The following is a 14,531-nucleotide window of genomic DNA, read 5'->3' as shown; positions in this document are numbered from 1 at the left end:
CTCACATATTGAGCTTATAACTCGAAATGAGTTTGGATAAATGTTTCGATGTACTTTCAAGGGTGTCGTTGTATTGCTTAAACTGGCTGGCATTATCTTTTGCTGTTTCTGCTTCTAGCATTATTTGGTCAATGCAATGATGGATCTCCTCGGTCATGGCATTTTGCTTATTCGCTAAAGTGCTGATTAAATCCGAAGCCGATACTATCGTTTCCACACCATGATCAATTTGACTAAAAACTTGAATGGCGCCATCTACACTGGCAACACAGGCGTCTGCTTCTTGGTTATTGGATTGCATGGATGCTTTCGCTGAATTAATTAGCGTATGAAGCTGTTCAATGATAGTGGTGATTTTGGCTGTGGCTTCTTGTGTACGCTGCGCTAAACTGCGCACTTCTTCGGCGACCACGGAAAAACCACGGCCTTGTTCACCTGCTCTGGCGGCTTCAATAGCGGCGTTTAATGCCAATAGGTTGGTTTGTGCTGAAATACCGGCAATCACACCGGTAATTTCGGCTATTTCATTACTTTGCTGGTCAACATAGTCGACCTGTTCGACCGCCTGCTGAATATTGTTAGCTAGCGAGTTAATTCCTGTTTTTAGCGATTGGATCTGCGTCGCACCTTGATTAGAGTGTTGCCGCGTTTGTTGGGCTTGTTCAGAAGAGTGACTAGAGCTGTGTTGCATTTCGTGGGACAAGCGCTCTAGCTCACATATATTTTGCGTAACCGAACTCGCTTGTTGCCGTTGATTATTGACTAATTTATCGGTGGCCTGCGAACAACGACTCAGTTTGTTCGACAAGCATTCAATCTCTTTAACAATATGGGTTGTCTGCGATATAGAATCATGTGTTTGCTGATTGTAGTAATTAAATGCAGTCGCAAACTCACTTGATTCTTTAAGACGGCTCATGGCAATAGATTGGGTTAAGTCACCTTGACTAAGCGCAGTGAGGGCAGATTTCAAGGTTTTTATAAAGTTGTTTATGGTTCGGCTAATAATAAATATAGCGCCAAAGCCAATGACTATCGCAATGCCTGTCATGATGAGAATACTCACTTGCAGGCTATTTTTATTGTCGATTAACTTACTGCTTTGTTGCTGAGCACTGTCGTTAAGTGCTTTGACTAAGCTGGTTAAATGCGTGCGTAAATTTTGTGACAGTGGCTGTAATTGAGTGCGAACTAAGTAAGCGTCTTTACGCCAGTTCTCGGCTTGATTTAACTCAATAATTTGTTCAGCTGAGGTTTTGTATTGCTCGAAATACGTTTGAATATCATAGGCTATGTCTATGATTTCATCGTCGGCTTCGTCTTCATTTTGTTCTATAAAAGAGGCTAATTGCTCTGTTAGCCCGCGACTAAATAGGTCGATGTCGCCAATCGCTTTTTCGTCTCTGGTATAAATAAAAATTCGGATTATGTTGTCCAGCTCCTTAAATTGTCCTAATTGATAAGATAAGCCTTGTTGCAGTTCGGGTAATGCCAGCTCCTCAATAATGAGCAGTGAATCTATATAGTATTGCTTGATTTGCACGGCTTGGCTCTCGACTTCCATTTTATATAATTGCTGTGCGGGGTAATTCTGTTCAGGGTGACTGGACAAACTGATCACGTCGTCTAGTTGGCGTTTAAGGTTAACTAAAGCTTGATTTATTATTGTTATTTTCTGGCTTAATTTATTGTGTAGGGTTTGGTCTTCAATAGCTGTAACTTGACTTTTTAGTGTCGCAAATTTGTTATCAACCTTGTCTAAAGTCGCTTTAAGCTGCTTAAGAGAGGCAGGGCTTGGGTCAATTAGCAGATAACCCGCTTGCGTTGTAATATCGTTAACACTGGTAGATAGGCGCATGGCATTGACAACCATAGGTTGTTCGACATTGACAAAGTTATCCAATGCGTTGCCTATTCTGCTTGTGCCTGAAATTGTTAAAACAGACAAAACCAATAAAAGCAGAACAACCGATATAAAACCGGTGACAACCATGGTACGAATACTTAATTGCATGCGGCTTACAAAAAATGATTAGTGGTTAATATTTGCTCTATAAAGCCTAGACTATAAATCGCAAATTAACGTAAAAATTAAGTCTTTTTGATAGATAGTGACCAGATAGGGTTTATAGTGTGGCAAGATTTAAAGAATGATAAGTCAGGTTAGCTTGTTTACATAGATTTTCGTTACGTTTATCGCGCATTTATTGCAATTGCCCGCTCAAGTCTGTAACTTTTAGGCCAATGCAAGGGTCTAATCCTTTAGAACCCATTTTATTTTCTGAGTCGTTAAGTTTTACCTATGGCAAAAATTAAATTATTTAGTTCTTTAGCTGTCGCTTTATCACTGCAGTTTTCTGCTGTGGCGGCGGATGTATCGGTTAGTAAATCTGAATATGAACGCGTAGTTCAGCATTTTGCTAATATCCGAATGAATGTTGAAAAAGTTGAAAACTCTCCGGTCGACGGCTTGTATCAAGTTACCACGAAACGCGGTTTGTTTTATTTCAGTAAAAAAGGCAGCTTTCTGGTACATGGCCAAGTTTACAACATGGAACAAGGCATGAAGAACGAAACAGAAGCCGTTTTAGCCGTTGCGCGTAAAGATGCGGTTGCTGAATTTGCCAGTAGCATGATTGAATTTAAAGCCAAAGACGAAAAATATGTAGTTAATGTTTTCACCGATACCACGTGTGGTTACTGTCGTAAATTGCATGGTGAAATGAAAGATTACAATGCCGCGGGTATTACTGTACGTTATTTAGCTTTTCCACGTGGTGGCATGAATAGTCGTTCATTTGACGATTTGGTCAGTATTTGGTGTGCGGATGATAAGCAACAAGCCATGACAGACGCGAAAATGTCAGGCGCTATTACCGCGAAAAAATGCGATGTGCCAATTCAAGAACATTACGAGTTAGGCAGTAAGCTAGGTGTTTCTGGTACGCCTGCGATCATTCTTGAAAGTGGTCAATTAATTCCCGGCTATCAACCGGCCGATCAGTTATTAAAAATCTTACAGTCTTCGTAATTAATCACTCGTGTCAGCCAGTATTATTCGCCGTCAACCTGAACAAGTTGGCGGTTTACCTTCTTCTGTTCACCCTTTGCTACGCCGTGTTTTAGCCAATCGCGGTATTAATCAACCAGAATTACTTGAGTTATCGGCAAAAGCCTTACCTAAACCTCAGCTCAAAGGGTTAGAGCAAGCCGTTAGCATTTTAATTGATGCGATAAAACAACAACTTAAGATTATTGTGGTTGGTGATTTTGACGCCGATGGCGCGACCAGTACGGCCTTAAGCGTAATGTCGTTAAAACAATTAGGTAGTCGCAATGTCGATTTTCTGGTGCCGAATCGTTTTGACTTTGGTTATGGTTTGTCGCCACAAATAGTGGATGTAGCGGCACAACATGGCGCTCAAGTGATTATGACGGTAGACAATGGGATATCTTGTATTGCCGGTGTTGAACGAGCCAAGCAATTAGGTATTAAAGTGATTGTAACAGATCACCATTTACCGGGTGACGTGTTGCCCAATGCCGACGCCATTGTTAATCCTAACCAAGTTGACTGCCCGTTCCCGAGTAAAAATTTAGCTGGGGTTGGGGTGGCGTTTTACTTAATGTTGGCGGTGCGCGGGCAGTTACGCGCCGAAAACTTTTTTGCGGATCAACAAATACCAGAGCCCAATTTAGCCGAATACTTAGATTTGGTGGCATTAGGGACGGTAGCCGATGTCGTCAAGTTGGATCATGTTAATCGTATTTTAGTGCAACAAGGGTTAAATCGGATCCGCCAAGGATATTGTCGACCGGGGATCAAAGCATTGCTTGATGTGGCCGATCGCAACCCGCAATTTTTAGTGTCGAGTGATTTTGGTTTTGCCTTGGGACCACGTTTAAACGCCGCCGGTCGATTAGATGACATGACTTTAGGCATTAGTTGTTTAATGGCGCAGGACTACAGTAATGCCATTATGCTGGCAGCGCGATTAGATGAGCTTAATAAAGAACGCCGTGAAATTGAAAGCGGAATGCAAGCCGAAGCCATGGCGACGCTCGAGAAAACCCAAGTAGATGGTTCTGCATCGGGCATTTGTCTGTTTGATGAAACTTGGCATCAAGGGGTTATTGGTATTGTTGCTGGACGCATTAAAGAGCAATACTACCGACCCACAGTGGTTTTTGCTGAAGGTGACAATGATGAATTAAAAGGTTCCTGCCGCTCGATACCCGGTTTTCATATTCGTGATGCACTTGAATTCATAGATACACGCCAACCTGGGTTAGTGATTAAATTTGGTGGACATGCCATGGCAGCGGGCTTGTCTATTCGCAAGCATGACTATGCGGTATTTAAACAGGCCTTTGAGTTAGCCGTAAGCAAGCTCATTGAACCAGAATGTTTACAGCATTGTATATATTCTGACGGCGGCTTAGATGGCAATTATTTAACGACGCAAGTGGCGGATTTACTAAAACGTGCGATGCCTTGGGGGCAGGCGTTTCCAGAGCCTATTTTTGATGATGAGTTTATTGTTATTAACGAACGCATTCTCAAAGATAAGCATCTTAAGTTAGTGTTACAGCACCCAAGTGGCTTAAGTTATGACGCGATCTGGTTTAACTATGATCAATCGCTGTGGCGCGCGCAACAAATTCATCAAGTGCGGGTAGCTTACGTTTTGGACACCAATACATTTCGCGGAAAAACCAGCGTACAAATGATGATCCGCGCGATGGAAGTGCTGTAAAGTTGCAAATTCACCTCGTTAACGGCTACAAAAATCCTCGCTAGTTAGTTATAATCGCGCGCCTTTGTTGTGGTCGATGTAGCCGATAATTGCCGCCAAGGATGTCGATTTTGCTTTGATATCTGTCGTGTATAGTCTGCGGTGTAGTGTCCACATATTGAATTAGACAGTGTTAGATTAAAACTGGATCTAACACGAGCACGGAATATTCATGTTCGAAATAAACCCAATCCAATTGCAGATCAAAGATGTCGCTGAGCGTACTGAAGTGCTTAGGGGGTATCTTTGACTATGCTCACAAGAAAGAGCTGTTAGAAGAAGTCGAGCGCGAGCTGGAAGATCCTGATGTATGGAATAATCCAGAAAAAGCTCAAGCCCTCGGTAAAGAGCGCACCACGCTAGAAAACATAGTTAAAACCATTGATGACTTAACATCAGGCTTAGACGATGTTGAAGGTTTGCTTGAACTCGCGGTTGAGGAAGAAGACGAAGACACCCTTAACGAAACCCAAGCGGAACTTGATGAGCTAGTCGCTAAGCTAGAACAACTGGAATTTCGTCGTATGTTTAGTGGCAACAATGACGAAGCCGACGCTTATATTGATTTACAAGCCGGTTCAGGTGGTACAGAAGCACAAGATTGGTGTGAAATGCTCTTGCGTATGTATTTACGTTGGGGCGAAGCGCATGGTTTTAAAACTGAACTGATTGAAGCCTCTGACGGTGATGTTGCCGGAATTAAATCGGCGACGATACGTTTTTCAGGTGAATACGCATTTGGTTGGTTACGCACAGAAACTGGGGTTCATCGCCTAGTGCGCAAATCACCGTTCGATTCAAACAATAAGCGCCATACGTCGTTTGCATCCGCTTTTGTTTACCCTGAAGTGGATGACAATATCGATATTGATATTAATCCAGCTGATTTACGTATTGATACTTATCGAGCCTCTGGTGCGGGTGGTCAGCACGTTAACCGCACCGACTCAGCGGTACGTATAACTCACTTACCTACGAATACAGTGGTGCAATGTCAAAATGATCGCTCGCAGCACAAGAACAAAGATCAAGCTATGAAGCAGCTTAAAGCTAAGCTTTATGAGCTAGAGATCCAAAAACAAAATGCAGAGAAACAGGCATTAGAAGATACCAAGTCTGATATTGGTTGGGGCAGTCAGATCCGCTCCTATGTACTCGATGATTCTCGCATTAAAGATTTACGCACTGGTGTGGAAAATCGTAATACTCAAGCGGTATTAGATGGCGCACTAGACCCCTTTTTAGAAGCTGCTTTAAAAGCAGGTTTATAGAATTTTTACTTTTTGAGAATAGATCATGTCTGAACAAATTCAGCAAGACGAAAATAAATTAATTGCCGAACGTCGCGCCAAATTGGATGCGATCCGCGAAAACTGTGACGCTAATGGTCACCCTAACAAGTGGCGTCGTGAAGACTATGCCGCAGATTTACAAGCTGCACATGGCGAAAAAGACAAAGCACAGTTAGAAGAAGAAGCAACTGTGGTGTCTATTGCGGGTCGAGTAATGGCCAAGCGTGGGCCATTTTTAGCATTACAAGATATGTCAGGTCGCATTCAAGCCTATGCTGACAAGCAAACTCAAAAAGACATCAAAGCCAAATACGGTCAACTAGACATTGGTGATATTATTGGTGTTAAAGGCGAATTACACAAATCAGGTAAAGGCGATCTTTACGTTAATATGACTGAGTATGAATTACTGACTAAGTCTTTACGCCCATTACCAGAAAAATACCACGGCCTTGCTGACCAAGAAATGAAATACCGCCAGCGCTATGTTGATTTAATGATCAACCAGCAAACGCGTGATGTTTTCCAAATTCGTTCAAAAATTATCAGTGGTATTCGTAACTACTTAACAGAACGTCGCTTTATGGAAGTGGAAACACCTATGCTACAGGTTATTCCTGGCGGTGCGACGGCTCGTCCGTTTGTCACTCATCATAATGCATTAGACATTGATATGTATTTACGTATCGCGCCAGAGCTTTACCTTAAGCGTTTAGTGGTTGGTGGTTTTGATCGTGTATTTGAAATTAACCGTAACTTCCGTAATGAAGGTTTAAGTACGCGTCATAACCCAGAGTTCACCATGATTGAATTCTACCAAGCGTATGCTGATTACAACGATCTGATGGACTTAACTGAAGATATGTTACGTACCTTAGCGCAAGACGTTTTAGGTACTACTACTATTGTCAATACGGTACGTGATGCCGAAGGTGAAGTATTAGAAGAGAAGCAATACGATTTTGGTAAGCCGTTTGAGCGCTTAACCATGAATGAAGCTATCCTTAAATACGCACCTGAATTAGATGCGGCAGTTATCAATGATCCAGAAAATAACCTAGAAGCGTTAAAAGCGATTGCTAAGCAAGTGGGTGTGCCGGATTCAGAAAAGCAAAAAGCGTGGGGGGCAGGTAAATACTTGTGTGAGATCTTTGAAGCCACAGCAGAAGAGCTGCTAGATCAACCTACATTTATTACTGCTTACCCGTGGGAAGTTTCACCGCTTGCGCGACGTAACGATGAAAATCCTTTTATCACGGATCGTTTTGAATTCTTCGTCGGTGGCCGCGAATTGGCTAATGGCTTCTCAGAGTTAAATGATGCAGAAGACCAAGCAGGCCGTTTCCAAAAACAAGTGGAAGAGAAAGATGCAGGTGATGATGAAGCCATGCATTTTGACGATGACTACATCAAAGCACTTGAGTACGGCTTACCACCAACAGCTGGTGAAGGTATTGGGATTGATCGCTTAGTGATGTTATTTAGCGACTCTCCAACCATTAAAGACGTTATCTTGTTCCCGCACATGCGCCCACAGCAAGACTAAAGTATTACGTCGAAATTTAAGTGCCGGGTACCCATGCTCAGACTTGAGTAATCTATTTGAAAAACCAGCTTAATCGCTGGTTTTTTTATACCTATATAATTATTGTTAACAATGTGACTTGCATGTAAAATAATAACCTTGTATATAAACATTGTTATGTGAAAATGAACTTTTATTGCAATTTAACATCATATGTTAATAATAGTTCTACATTACAAAACCTCCACAAATGGATTTGTTTATTCAAGCGAGTTAAGCGCTTGCATCTCCTTTGTTTGCTTTTAGTTTTTACTCTTTTCCAGAAAAGGAATTCAATTTATGAAAAAATCCGTGCTCGCTATATTAGCTGTTTTAGGTTTGTCTCAAGCGCATGCGAATATGTTTGCAGCGAATCAAGCGATAAACGACAAAGACTTTAGCAAAGCGAAAGCCGAGTTAACGAAGTCGGCTCAGGTCGGTAACCCTGAAGCGCAATTTAAACTCGGTATTTTAAATTACCAAGGTTTAGACGGCACGGTAGATAAGCAACAAGCCATGGCATGGTTTTTTTTAGCCAGTCAGTACGATTATCCGCAAGCAATTAACTTTGCCGGTGAGATCTTTCAAAGCTTAGATAAATCGCAACAAGCGAAAGCCAGCAAAATGGCTGAAGAATTTGTTAAGCAATACGGCAAAACTAAAATCAATGAGCAGTATTTTCCTTATGTTAGCGATAGCGTATTGGATGATCAGGTAATTAATAAACGTTCCAAAATCAATGTAAAAGGCAAGTTTTACGTCAATTCAGATAGTCGCGCTCGCTCGCATAACCAAGCGGCGATTGACCGTGCTATTCGCAGTTATGGCTCCAACCCAGGGGCAATCAATAATTTAAGTAAAACCATGATAAACCCAGACTCAGGACGAGTTGAAGTGGTTTACGATGCGCGCCGCGATGGTCGAGTGGAAGATGTTGAAATTATATTTTCTTGGCCACGAGGTCGTTTTGACAAGGAGTTTGTTAAATCGATTGAAACATCCAAACTGCGCCCAGCAAAACGCAAAGGTAAAAATGTTGAACAGTATGGCATGTTTAGCCATGTGAACGTGTATTACCAAGGCACAGGTGGCTTACGCGAAGGCTATCCGCATTTATTTAAGCAATTTAAATCGCTACAAAAGCGCGCAGAAGAAAGTGCATCAGCTAAATATCAATATGCTTGTTTTTTACGTGCCTACAACGATTTATTTAACGACCAAGAGTTAGAAGCTTTTGAGCCGGTATTGCGTGAAGCAGCAGAAGCAGGACAACCCAACGCGCAATACGATTATGCGCTTTATCAAATTTATCGTAATGATGATATTGAAGATGGTATTGAATGGTTAAATAAGGCGGCCAAGCATGGCTTATTGCAAGCTGAATATCGCTTGGGTGATATCTTATATCAGTCACCATCGCCTTATGTTAAACAAGATATTGCAAAGGCACAGTTTTGGTTAGGTAAAGCTGCAGAGCGTAATCATTTTAAAGCGCAGCAAAAGTTAGCCGAAATCCGCTTTAAGCAAGAAAATGTCGACAAAGATTTTGTTAAGTTGGCGATTGATTGGTTAGAAGAAATTGAAGATGAAAATGCGGCTGATCCTAATACCTATTATTTGCTAGCTAAAGCGCATGAGTTAATCGGCGAAAAGTCACAAGCCAGTGATTATATCGAAGAGGCGATTGACGAAGCTAAAGCGGCTAAGTGGAATACCAAAGCTTGGCTTAAGTACCAAAGCCAATTGGAAGGTTAGGCATGACATTAGGATTACGCCTGTTATTACTGGTAAGCAGTTTGAGTTTACTGGTTAGTTGCAGTCAAACATTAACTCCCTTAGAACGAGACAGCACCAAGCATGAGCAAACCAACCGTTTAACCGGATTTTTATTGTTTGCCGTACAAACTGACTCGTATATTAAACACGTTAATATTAGCGGTATATTACCGCTGCGCTATAGCCCCAAGAGTGCAGAGCAGGGTAATGCTTATGTATTGGCTGAAGTGCCTGTTGGCTATTACGCGTTTTCAAGTGTGGAAACTGGGGTATTTGATATTGAGGCCAATGATGAACATTTGTGGGGGTTTGATATTGACCCCGGTGTCATCAATTACGTCGGTAATTTGGAATTATTATCGCAAGTTAAATGGTGCGATAGCTGCTTTCGCTTAGAGCTGGCGAATAAATCGTCATTTGCACTGGAATATTTAGAGTTGGCGCACCCTGAGTTACTTGAGCGAACGCAAGTGGTATATAAAGGCCCAGGGCAAGACAGTTTTATCGAGTTTGCGATGGCAATGAAAGCGCAAAATACATTAGCTAAGCAAACGGAGCAAAACTAAATGCTAAGGACATACATCTCTTTTATTGGCTTAGCTTTATTGTCAATAGCCCCCTTGTTGAGCTTTGCCCAGTCTTTGATCCCACTAGGGGACTTAATTAGCAAAAACAGCTTATCGAAAGTTGAGTTAAGCCCCAATGGCGACTTTTTATTAACAGCTGGTTATCCAGACAATAATCTACAAATTAATGTATTTGATACCAATACTCAGCATAGTGTTACGGTTTTTCAAGCTAAACAAGGTGACAGTTATTCATTAAGTTCAGTGCTTTGGGTTGATCAAGATACTTTGGTTTTTCGTACCTATCGCCGCTCACAAAAAAATACTTATGTCCGTTGGGCGGTAGATATTCGTAAGCGCGCGACACGATTAAGTCATAAACTCAGCCGCATTAATGCTGCGGGTTATATTATCGATCCGCTAGAAGATGAGCCAAACCTTGTTTGGTTTTTACATTACCCAGAAAAATACAATCGCGATAAAGTAAGAGTGTATAAAGCTCATGTGGATGCTTTAGTCCGCGATAATTTTCGCGGCCAACAAAAGTTTAGCGATTTAGTCAGTGATGCCAATTATTACCAAACTGATCCAAAAGGACAAATTCGTTTTGCGCGGCACTTTGATAAAGATGATATTACCACCAGCTATTGGTACTTAGACGCAGATGACGATTGGCAAGAATTGTACACTTTTGATCCTTACGAGTTTGATTTTGAGCCGATTGGCTTTTTGGATAATGGCAAATTAGCTGTTATTACCAATATCAGCTCTGATCTTAAATCTTTATATGAGTTTGACGTTAAAACGCAATCGCTAGGTAAACTGATTTATCAGCATTCACGCTATGACTTAGTGAATGCTGGCTTTAGTCGTGACGGCCAGCGATTGGAATCTATCGCGTATTACGACGGTGGGGAATGGCGCACGGAATATTTTGATAGCGCTAAACAACAACTCAACCAACTTGCGGCTAACACGTTTAAAGATCAGCAGTTTTATTTAACCTCGTCTAATCAAGCGGAAGATAAAGCAGTTATCAAAGTGTTTTCAAGTACCAGCCGTGGCCAGTTTTATTATTGGGATATCAAAGCGAATCAAGCCAGTTTGATCGGCCAACAAAACGATAACCATAGCCGTTACACCTTTGCTGATACGCAAGTGCTGGATATAAAAAGTGCCGAAGGCCATCAAATCGAAGCGTTTTTTACCCCAGCTAATCGACAAGTGACTAATCAGGTTTTATTAGTTATGCCGCATGGTGGGCCCATTGGCCCACGGGATCACAAACGTTTTGATAGCGAGGTGCAATACTTAGCCAGTCGTGGCTATTCTGTTCTGCAAGTGAATTATCGTGGTTCAGATGGTTTTGGTAAACAGTTCAAAGATAGCGGCAGAGCGCAATGGGGACGCCGTATTGAACAGGATATTACCAGTGCTGTTGAGCACATTCGTGCTTCGCAAACGTTCAAGCAGGTTTGTGCGATTGGTGCTAGCTATGGCGGTTATTCCAGCGCTATGTTAGCTGTTTTACACCCAAATACGTACGATTGCGTTATCGCGCGTTTTGGGGTGTTTGACTTGCCGTTAATTTTTAATGATCGCAATACTAAACAAGCTGAATTTATGCAGAAAATATGGGCTAAAGTTGTTGGTGATGATCAGGCCGAAATGAAGCGTTATTCGCCGGTTTATTTCGCCGAAAAACTTAAGCAACCAGTATTGATTACGGCGGGGCAGCTAGATACGCGCGCCAGCTTTGAACACAGCAATCGCCTTAAATATGTGCTAGAAAAACACAACGCAGATGTTGAGTTTTTATACTATCGCCATTCGCGTCATGGCCATGGCGATATGCGTAGTGCCCGCCATGAGCTAGCTTATATCGACGATTTTATTCGTCGCCAATTAAACTTAGGTTTACCAGCAGGTAAGAATGCAAAAGCCATTGTGCGAAATGAGTTACGCTTGATCGCGAAAGGCTTTGAGCGAGCTGATATGGTAGGGATTGATAAAGAAAAAGCGGGGCACTATAAACAGCGAGCTAAAAGTCTGTAGGCAAACCTGCTTGTAGGGCGGGTTTTACACCCGCTAACCCAAGCTATCTTTTTGACAATGAACTTACAGGAATAAACTCCCCTTGTAGGGCGGGTTTTACACCCGCCAACACAGGCTATCTTACTGACTATGACTTGCAGGAATAAATCCCCCTTGTAGGGCGGGTTTTACACCCGCTAATCCAAGCACTCTTTGTGACAATGAATTTGCAGGAATAAACTCTGCCCTATAACAGAAACTTTGTGGGCGAACATTTATGTTTGCAGAGCCTGCAATCAATAGTCGAATACCTGTACCATTACTACTTAAGGTTTAATATTGGAGCAGGCTTATGTTACTTGGTATTCATCATGTTGCAGTTATTTGCAGCGATTATGCGCAATCAAAACATTTTTATACGCAGATCTTAGGTTTAACTGTCATTGCAGAAACCAACCGTCAAGCTAGAGATTCATATAAGCTTGATTTGGCATTGCCGGACGGCGGCCAAATCGAACTTTTTTCATTTCCAAGTGCACCCCCAAGACCCAGTTACCCCGAAGCGCAAGGTTTACGTCATTTAGCCTTTAAAGTGACATCAGTCGAGGCATGTAAAAATCAGCTACAAGCCCAAGGCATAACTGTAGAACCCATACGCACAGACGAATTAACCGGTAAACAATTCACCTTTTTTGCTGACCCGGATGGCTTACCGCTAGAAATTTATCAAATTTAAACCAATTTATCTGACGAATTCAGTATAATCGCCGCCAGAAATTGAATACTGACTTTGAGATTAGGATCTTACTTTGTTAACAACTGCTAATATCACCATGCAATTTGGTGCTAAACCCTTGTTTGAAAATGTATCGGTTAAATTTGGCGACGGTAATCGCTACGGTTTAATTGGTGCCAACGGCTGTGGTAAATCCACTTTTATGAAAATCCTTGGTGGGGATTTAGAGCCTTCAGCTGGTAACGTTTCCAAAGATCCTAATGAGCGCATTGGTAAGCTTAAGCAGAATCAATTTGCTTACGAAGAGTTCAGTGTTATTGATACTGTGATCATGGGCCATGAAGAATTATGGGCGGTGAAATCAGAACGTGACGCAATTTATGCCAAAGCAGAAATGACCGAAGCTGATGGTATTCGTGCCGGCGATTTAGAAGCCGAGTTTGCTGAAATGGATGGTTATACGGCAGAATCTCGCGCGGGTGAATTATTAATGGGGGTTGGCATACCTGTTGAGCAACACTTTGGCCCGATGAGTGAAATCGCCCCAGGTTGGAAACTACGTGTGTTATTAGCCCAAGCGTTATTCTCTGATCCAGATATTCTGCTATTAGACGAACCAACCAACAACTTGGATATTAATACTATCCGTTGGTTAGAAGAGATATTAAACAGTCGTAACTGTACCATGATTATTATCTCGCATGACCGTCACTTCTTAAACTCAGTTTGTACCCACATGGCGGATCTTGATTACGGTGAAGTGCGCTTATTCCCGGGTAACTACGATGAATATATGACAGCTGCAACTCAAGTGCGTGAGCGTATGCTTGCAGATAACGCTAAAAAGAAAGCGCAAATTGCTGATCTTAAAGCGTTCGTGAGCCGCTTCTCGGCGAATGCGTCTAAATCAAAACAAGCCACGTCGCGTGCTAAGCAAATTGACAAAATTCAATTAGAAGAAGTTAAGCCTTCTAGCCGTCAAAATCCGTTTATTCGTTTTGAACAAACTAAACAGTTGTATCGCCAAGCATTAGAAGTCGAAGGGTTAGCAAAATCTTACGATGAAGAAATATTTAAAAACTTTGATTTAAAAATTGAAGTGGGTGAGCGCATTGCGGTTATCGGCCCTAACGGTATCGGTAAAACCACATTACTTAAGTGTTTAGTTGGTGATACGGATGTAACGGCAGGTGATATTAAATGGTCGGAGAATGCCAATATAGGCTACTACGCACAGGATCATGAACATGAGTTTGCCAAAGAGTCTGGTTTATTTGATTGGATGAACCAATGGGGACAAGAAGGTGATGATGACCAAGTTATTCGCGGTACGCTAGGACGCTTGCTTTTCTCGCAAGACGATATTAAGAAAAATGTTGGTGTATTATCTGGTGGTGAAAAAGGCCGTATGTTATACGGTAAATTGATGTTGCAACGTCCTAATATTTTATTAATGGATGAACCAACCAACCACATGGATATGGAATCAATTGAATCACTTAACCTTGCGCTAGAAAACTACGAAGGTACTTTAGTTTTTGTTAGTCATGACCGTGAGTTTGTTTCTTCCATTGCAACCCGCATTATTGAATTAACCCCAACGGGTATTGTTGACTTTAATGGTACTTATGATGAGTACTTGAAGAGTCAGGGTATCCAGTAGACTTAAATGTCTATCATTTAAAACTAAAAAGCCGCAGTTACCACTAGCGGCTTTTTTGTATGATTTTTATATAAAAAACCTTCCTTCAAAATACCATTGTGATC

The 14,531-nt window shown here is 41.8% G+C and carries 10 protein-coding genes; 9 read left to right on the top strand and 1 reads right to left on the bottom strand.

Going from position 1 to position 14,531, the window contains the following annotated elements; all coding sequences use genetic code 11:
• Window position 1 precedes the first annotated feature (1 nt).
• Complete coding sequence (locus tag C2869_RS16830; RefSeq protein WP_108604050.1) at window positions 2-2,014, bottom strand: methyl-accepting chemotaxis protein; 2,013 nt, start codon at window positions 2,012-2,014, stop codon at window positions 2-4.
• A 288-nt stretch (window positions 2,015-2,302) separates the two neighbouring features.
• Here C2869_RS16830 and dsbC point away from each other — a divergent pair, with 288 nt between their 5' ends.
• The 9 genes from dsbC (at window position 2,303) to C2869_RS16785 (ending at window position 14,427) form a co-directional block, all read left to right on the top strand.
• A complete protein-coding gene (dsbC, locus tag C2869_RS16825; RefSeq protein WP_108604049.1) occupies window positions 2,303-3,031 on the top strand; it encodes a bifunctional protein-disulfide isomerase/oxidoreductase DsbC in 729 nt (242 codons plus the stop codon).
• 10 nt (window positions 3,032-3,041) lie between these two features.
• Window positions 3,042-4,757: a single-stranded-DNA-specific exonuclease RecJ gene (gene recJ / locus C2869_RS16820; RefSeq protein WP_108604048.1), complete on the top strand. Its 1,716-nt coding sequence runs from the start codon at window positions 3,042-3,044 to the stop codon at window positions 4,755-4,757.
• Window positions 4,758-4,968: 211 nt separating this feature from the next.
• A protein-coding gene (gene prfB, locus C2869_RS16815; protein ID WP_108604047.1) for a peptide chain release factor 2 occupies window positions 4,969-6,067 on the top strand; the annotation gives its coding sequence in 2 pieces (ribosomal slippage) (window positions 4,969-5,043 and window positions 5,045-6,067; 1,098 coding nt in all).
• Between the two features lie 25 nt (window positions 6,068-6,092).
• Window positions 6,093-7,634: a lysine--tRNA ligase gene (gene lysS / locus C2869_RS16810; protein WP_108604046.1), complete on the top strand. Its 1,542-nt coding sequence runs from the start codon at window positions 6,093-6,095 to the stop codon at window positions 7,632-7,634.
• A gap of 318 nt (window positions 7,635-7,952) precedes the next feature.
• Complete coding sequence (locus C2869_RS16805) at window positions 7,953-9,407, top strand: energy transducer TonB (RefSeq protein ID WP_108604045.1); 1,455 nt, start codon at window positions 7,953-7,955, stop codon at window positions 9,405-9,407.
• A 2-nt stretch (window positions 9,408-9,409) separates the two neighbouring features.
• Complete coding sequence (locus C2869_RS16800) at window positions 9,410-9,994, top strand: hypothetical protein (protein ID WP_108604044.1); 585 nt, start codon at window positions 9,410-9,412, stop codon at window positions 9,992-9,994.
• Complete coding sequence (locus C2869_RS16795; protein ID WP_108604043.1) at window positions 9,995-12,049, top strand: alpha/beta hydrolase family protein; 2,055 nt, start codon at window positions 9,995-9,997, stop codon at window positions 12,047-12,049.
• Window positions 12,050-12,380: 331 nt separating this feature from the next.
• Window positions 12,381-12,764 (top strand): SMU1112c/YaeR family gloxylase I-like metalloprotein, encoded by a 384-nt coding sequence (gloA2, locus tag C2869_RS16790; protein WP_108604042.1) that lies wholly within the window; start codon window positions 12,381-12,383, stop codon window positions 12,762-12,764.
• Window positions 12,765-12,837: 73 nt separating this feature from the next.
• Window positions 12,838-14,427 carry an ABC-F family ATPase gene (locus C2869_RS16785; protein ID WP_108604041.1) on the top strand — a complete coding sequence of 530 codons (1,590 nt, stop codon included), beginning with the start codon at window positions 12,838-12,840 and terminating at the stop codon, window positions 14,425-14,427.
• Window positions 14,428-14,531 lie beyond the last annotated feature (104 nt).

Origin of the sequence: Saccharobesus litoralis, from assembly GCF_003063625.1 — a bacterium.
GTDB lineage: Bacteria > Pseudomonadota > Gammaproteobacteria > Enterobacterales > Alteromonadaceae > Saccharobesus > Saccharobesus litoralis.
This window is presented reverse-complemented; position numbering and strand designations above follow the sequence as displayed.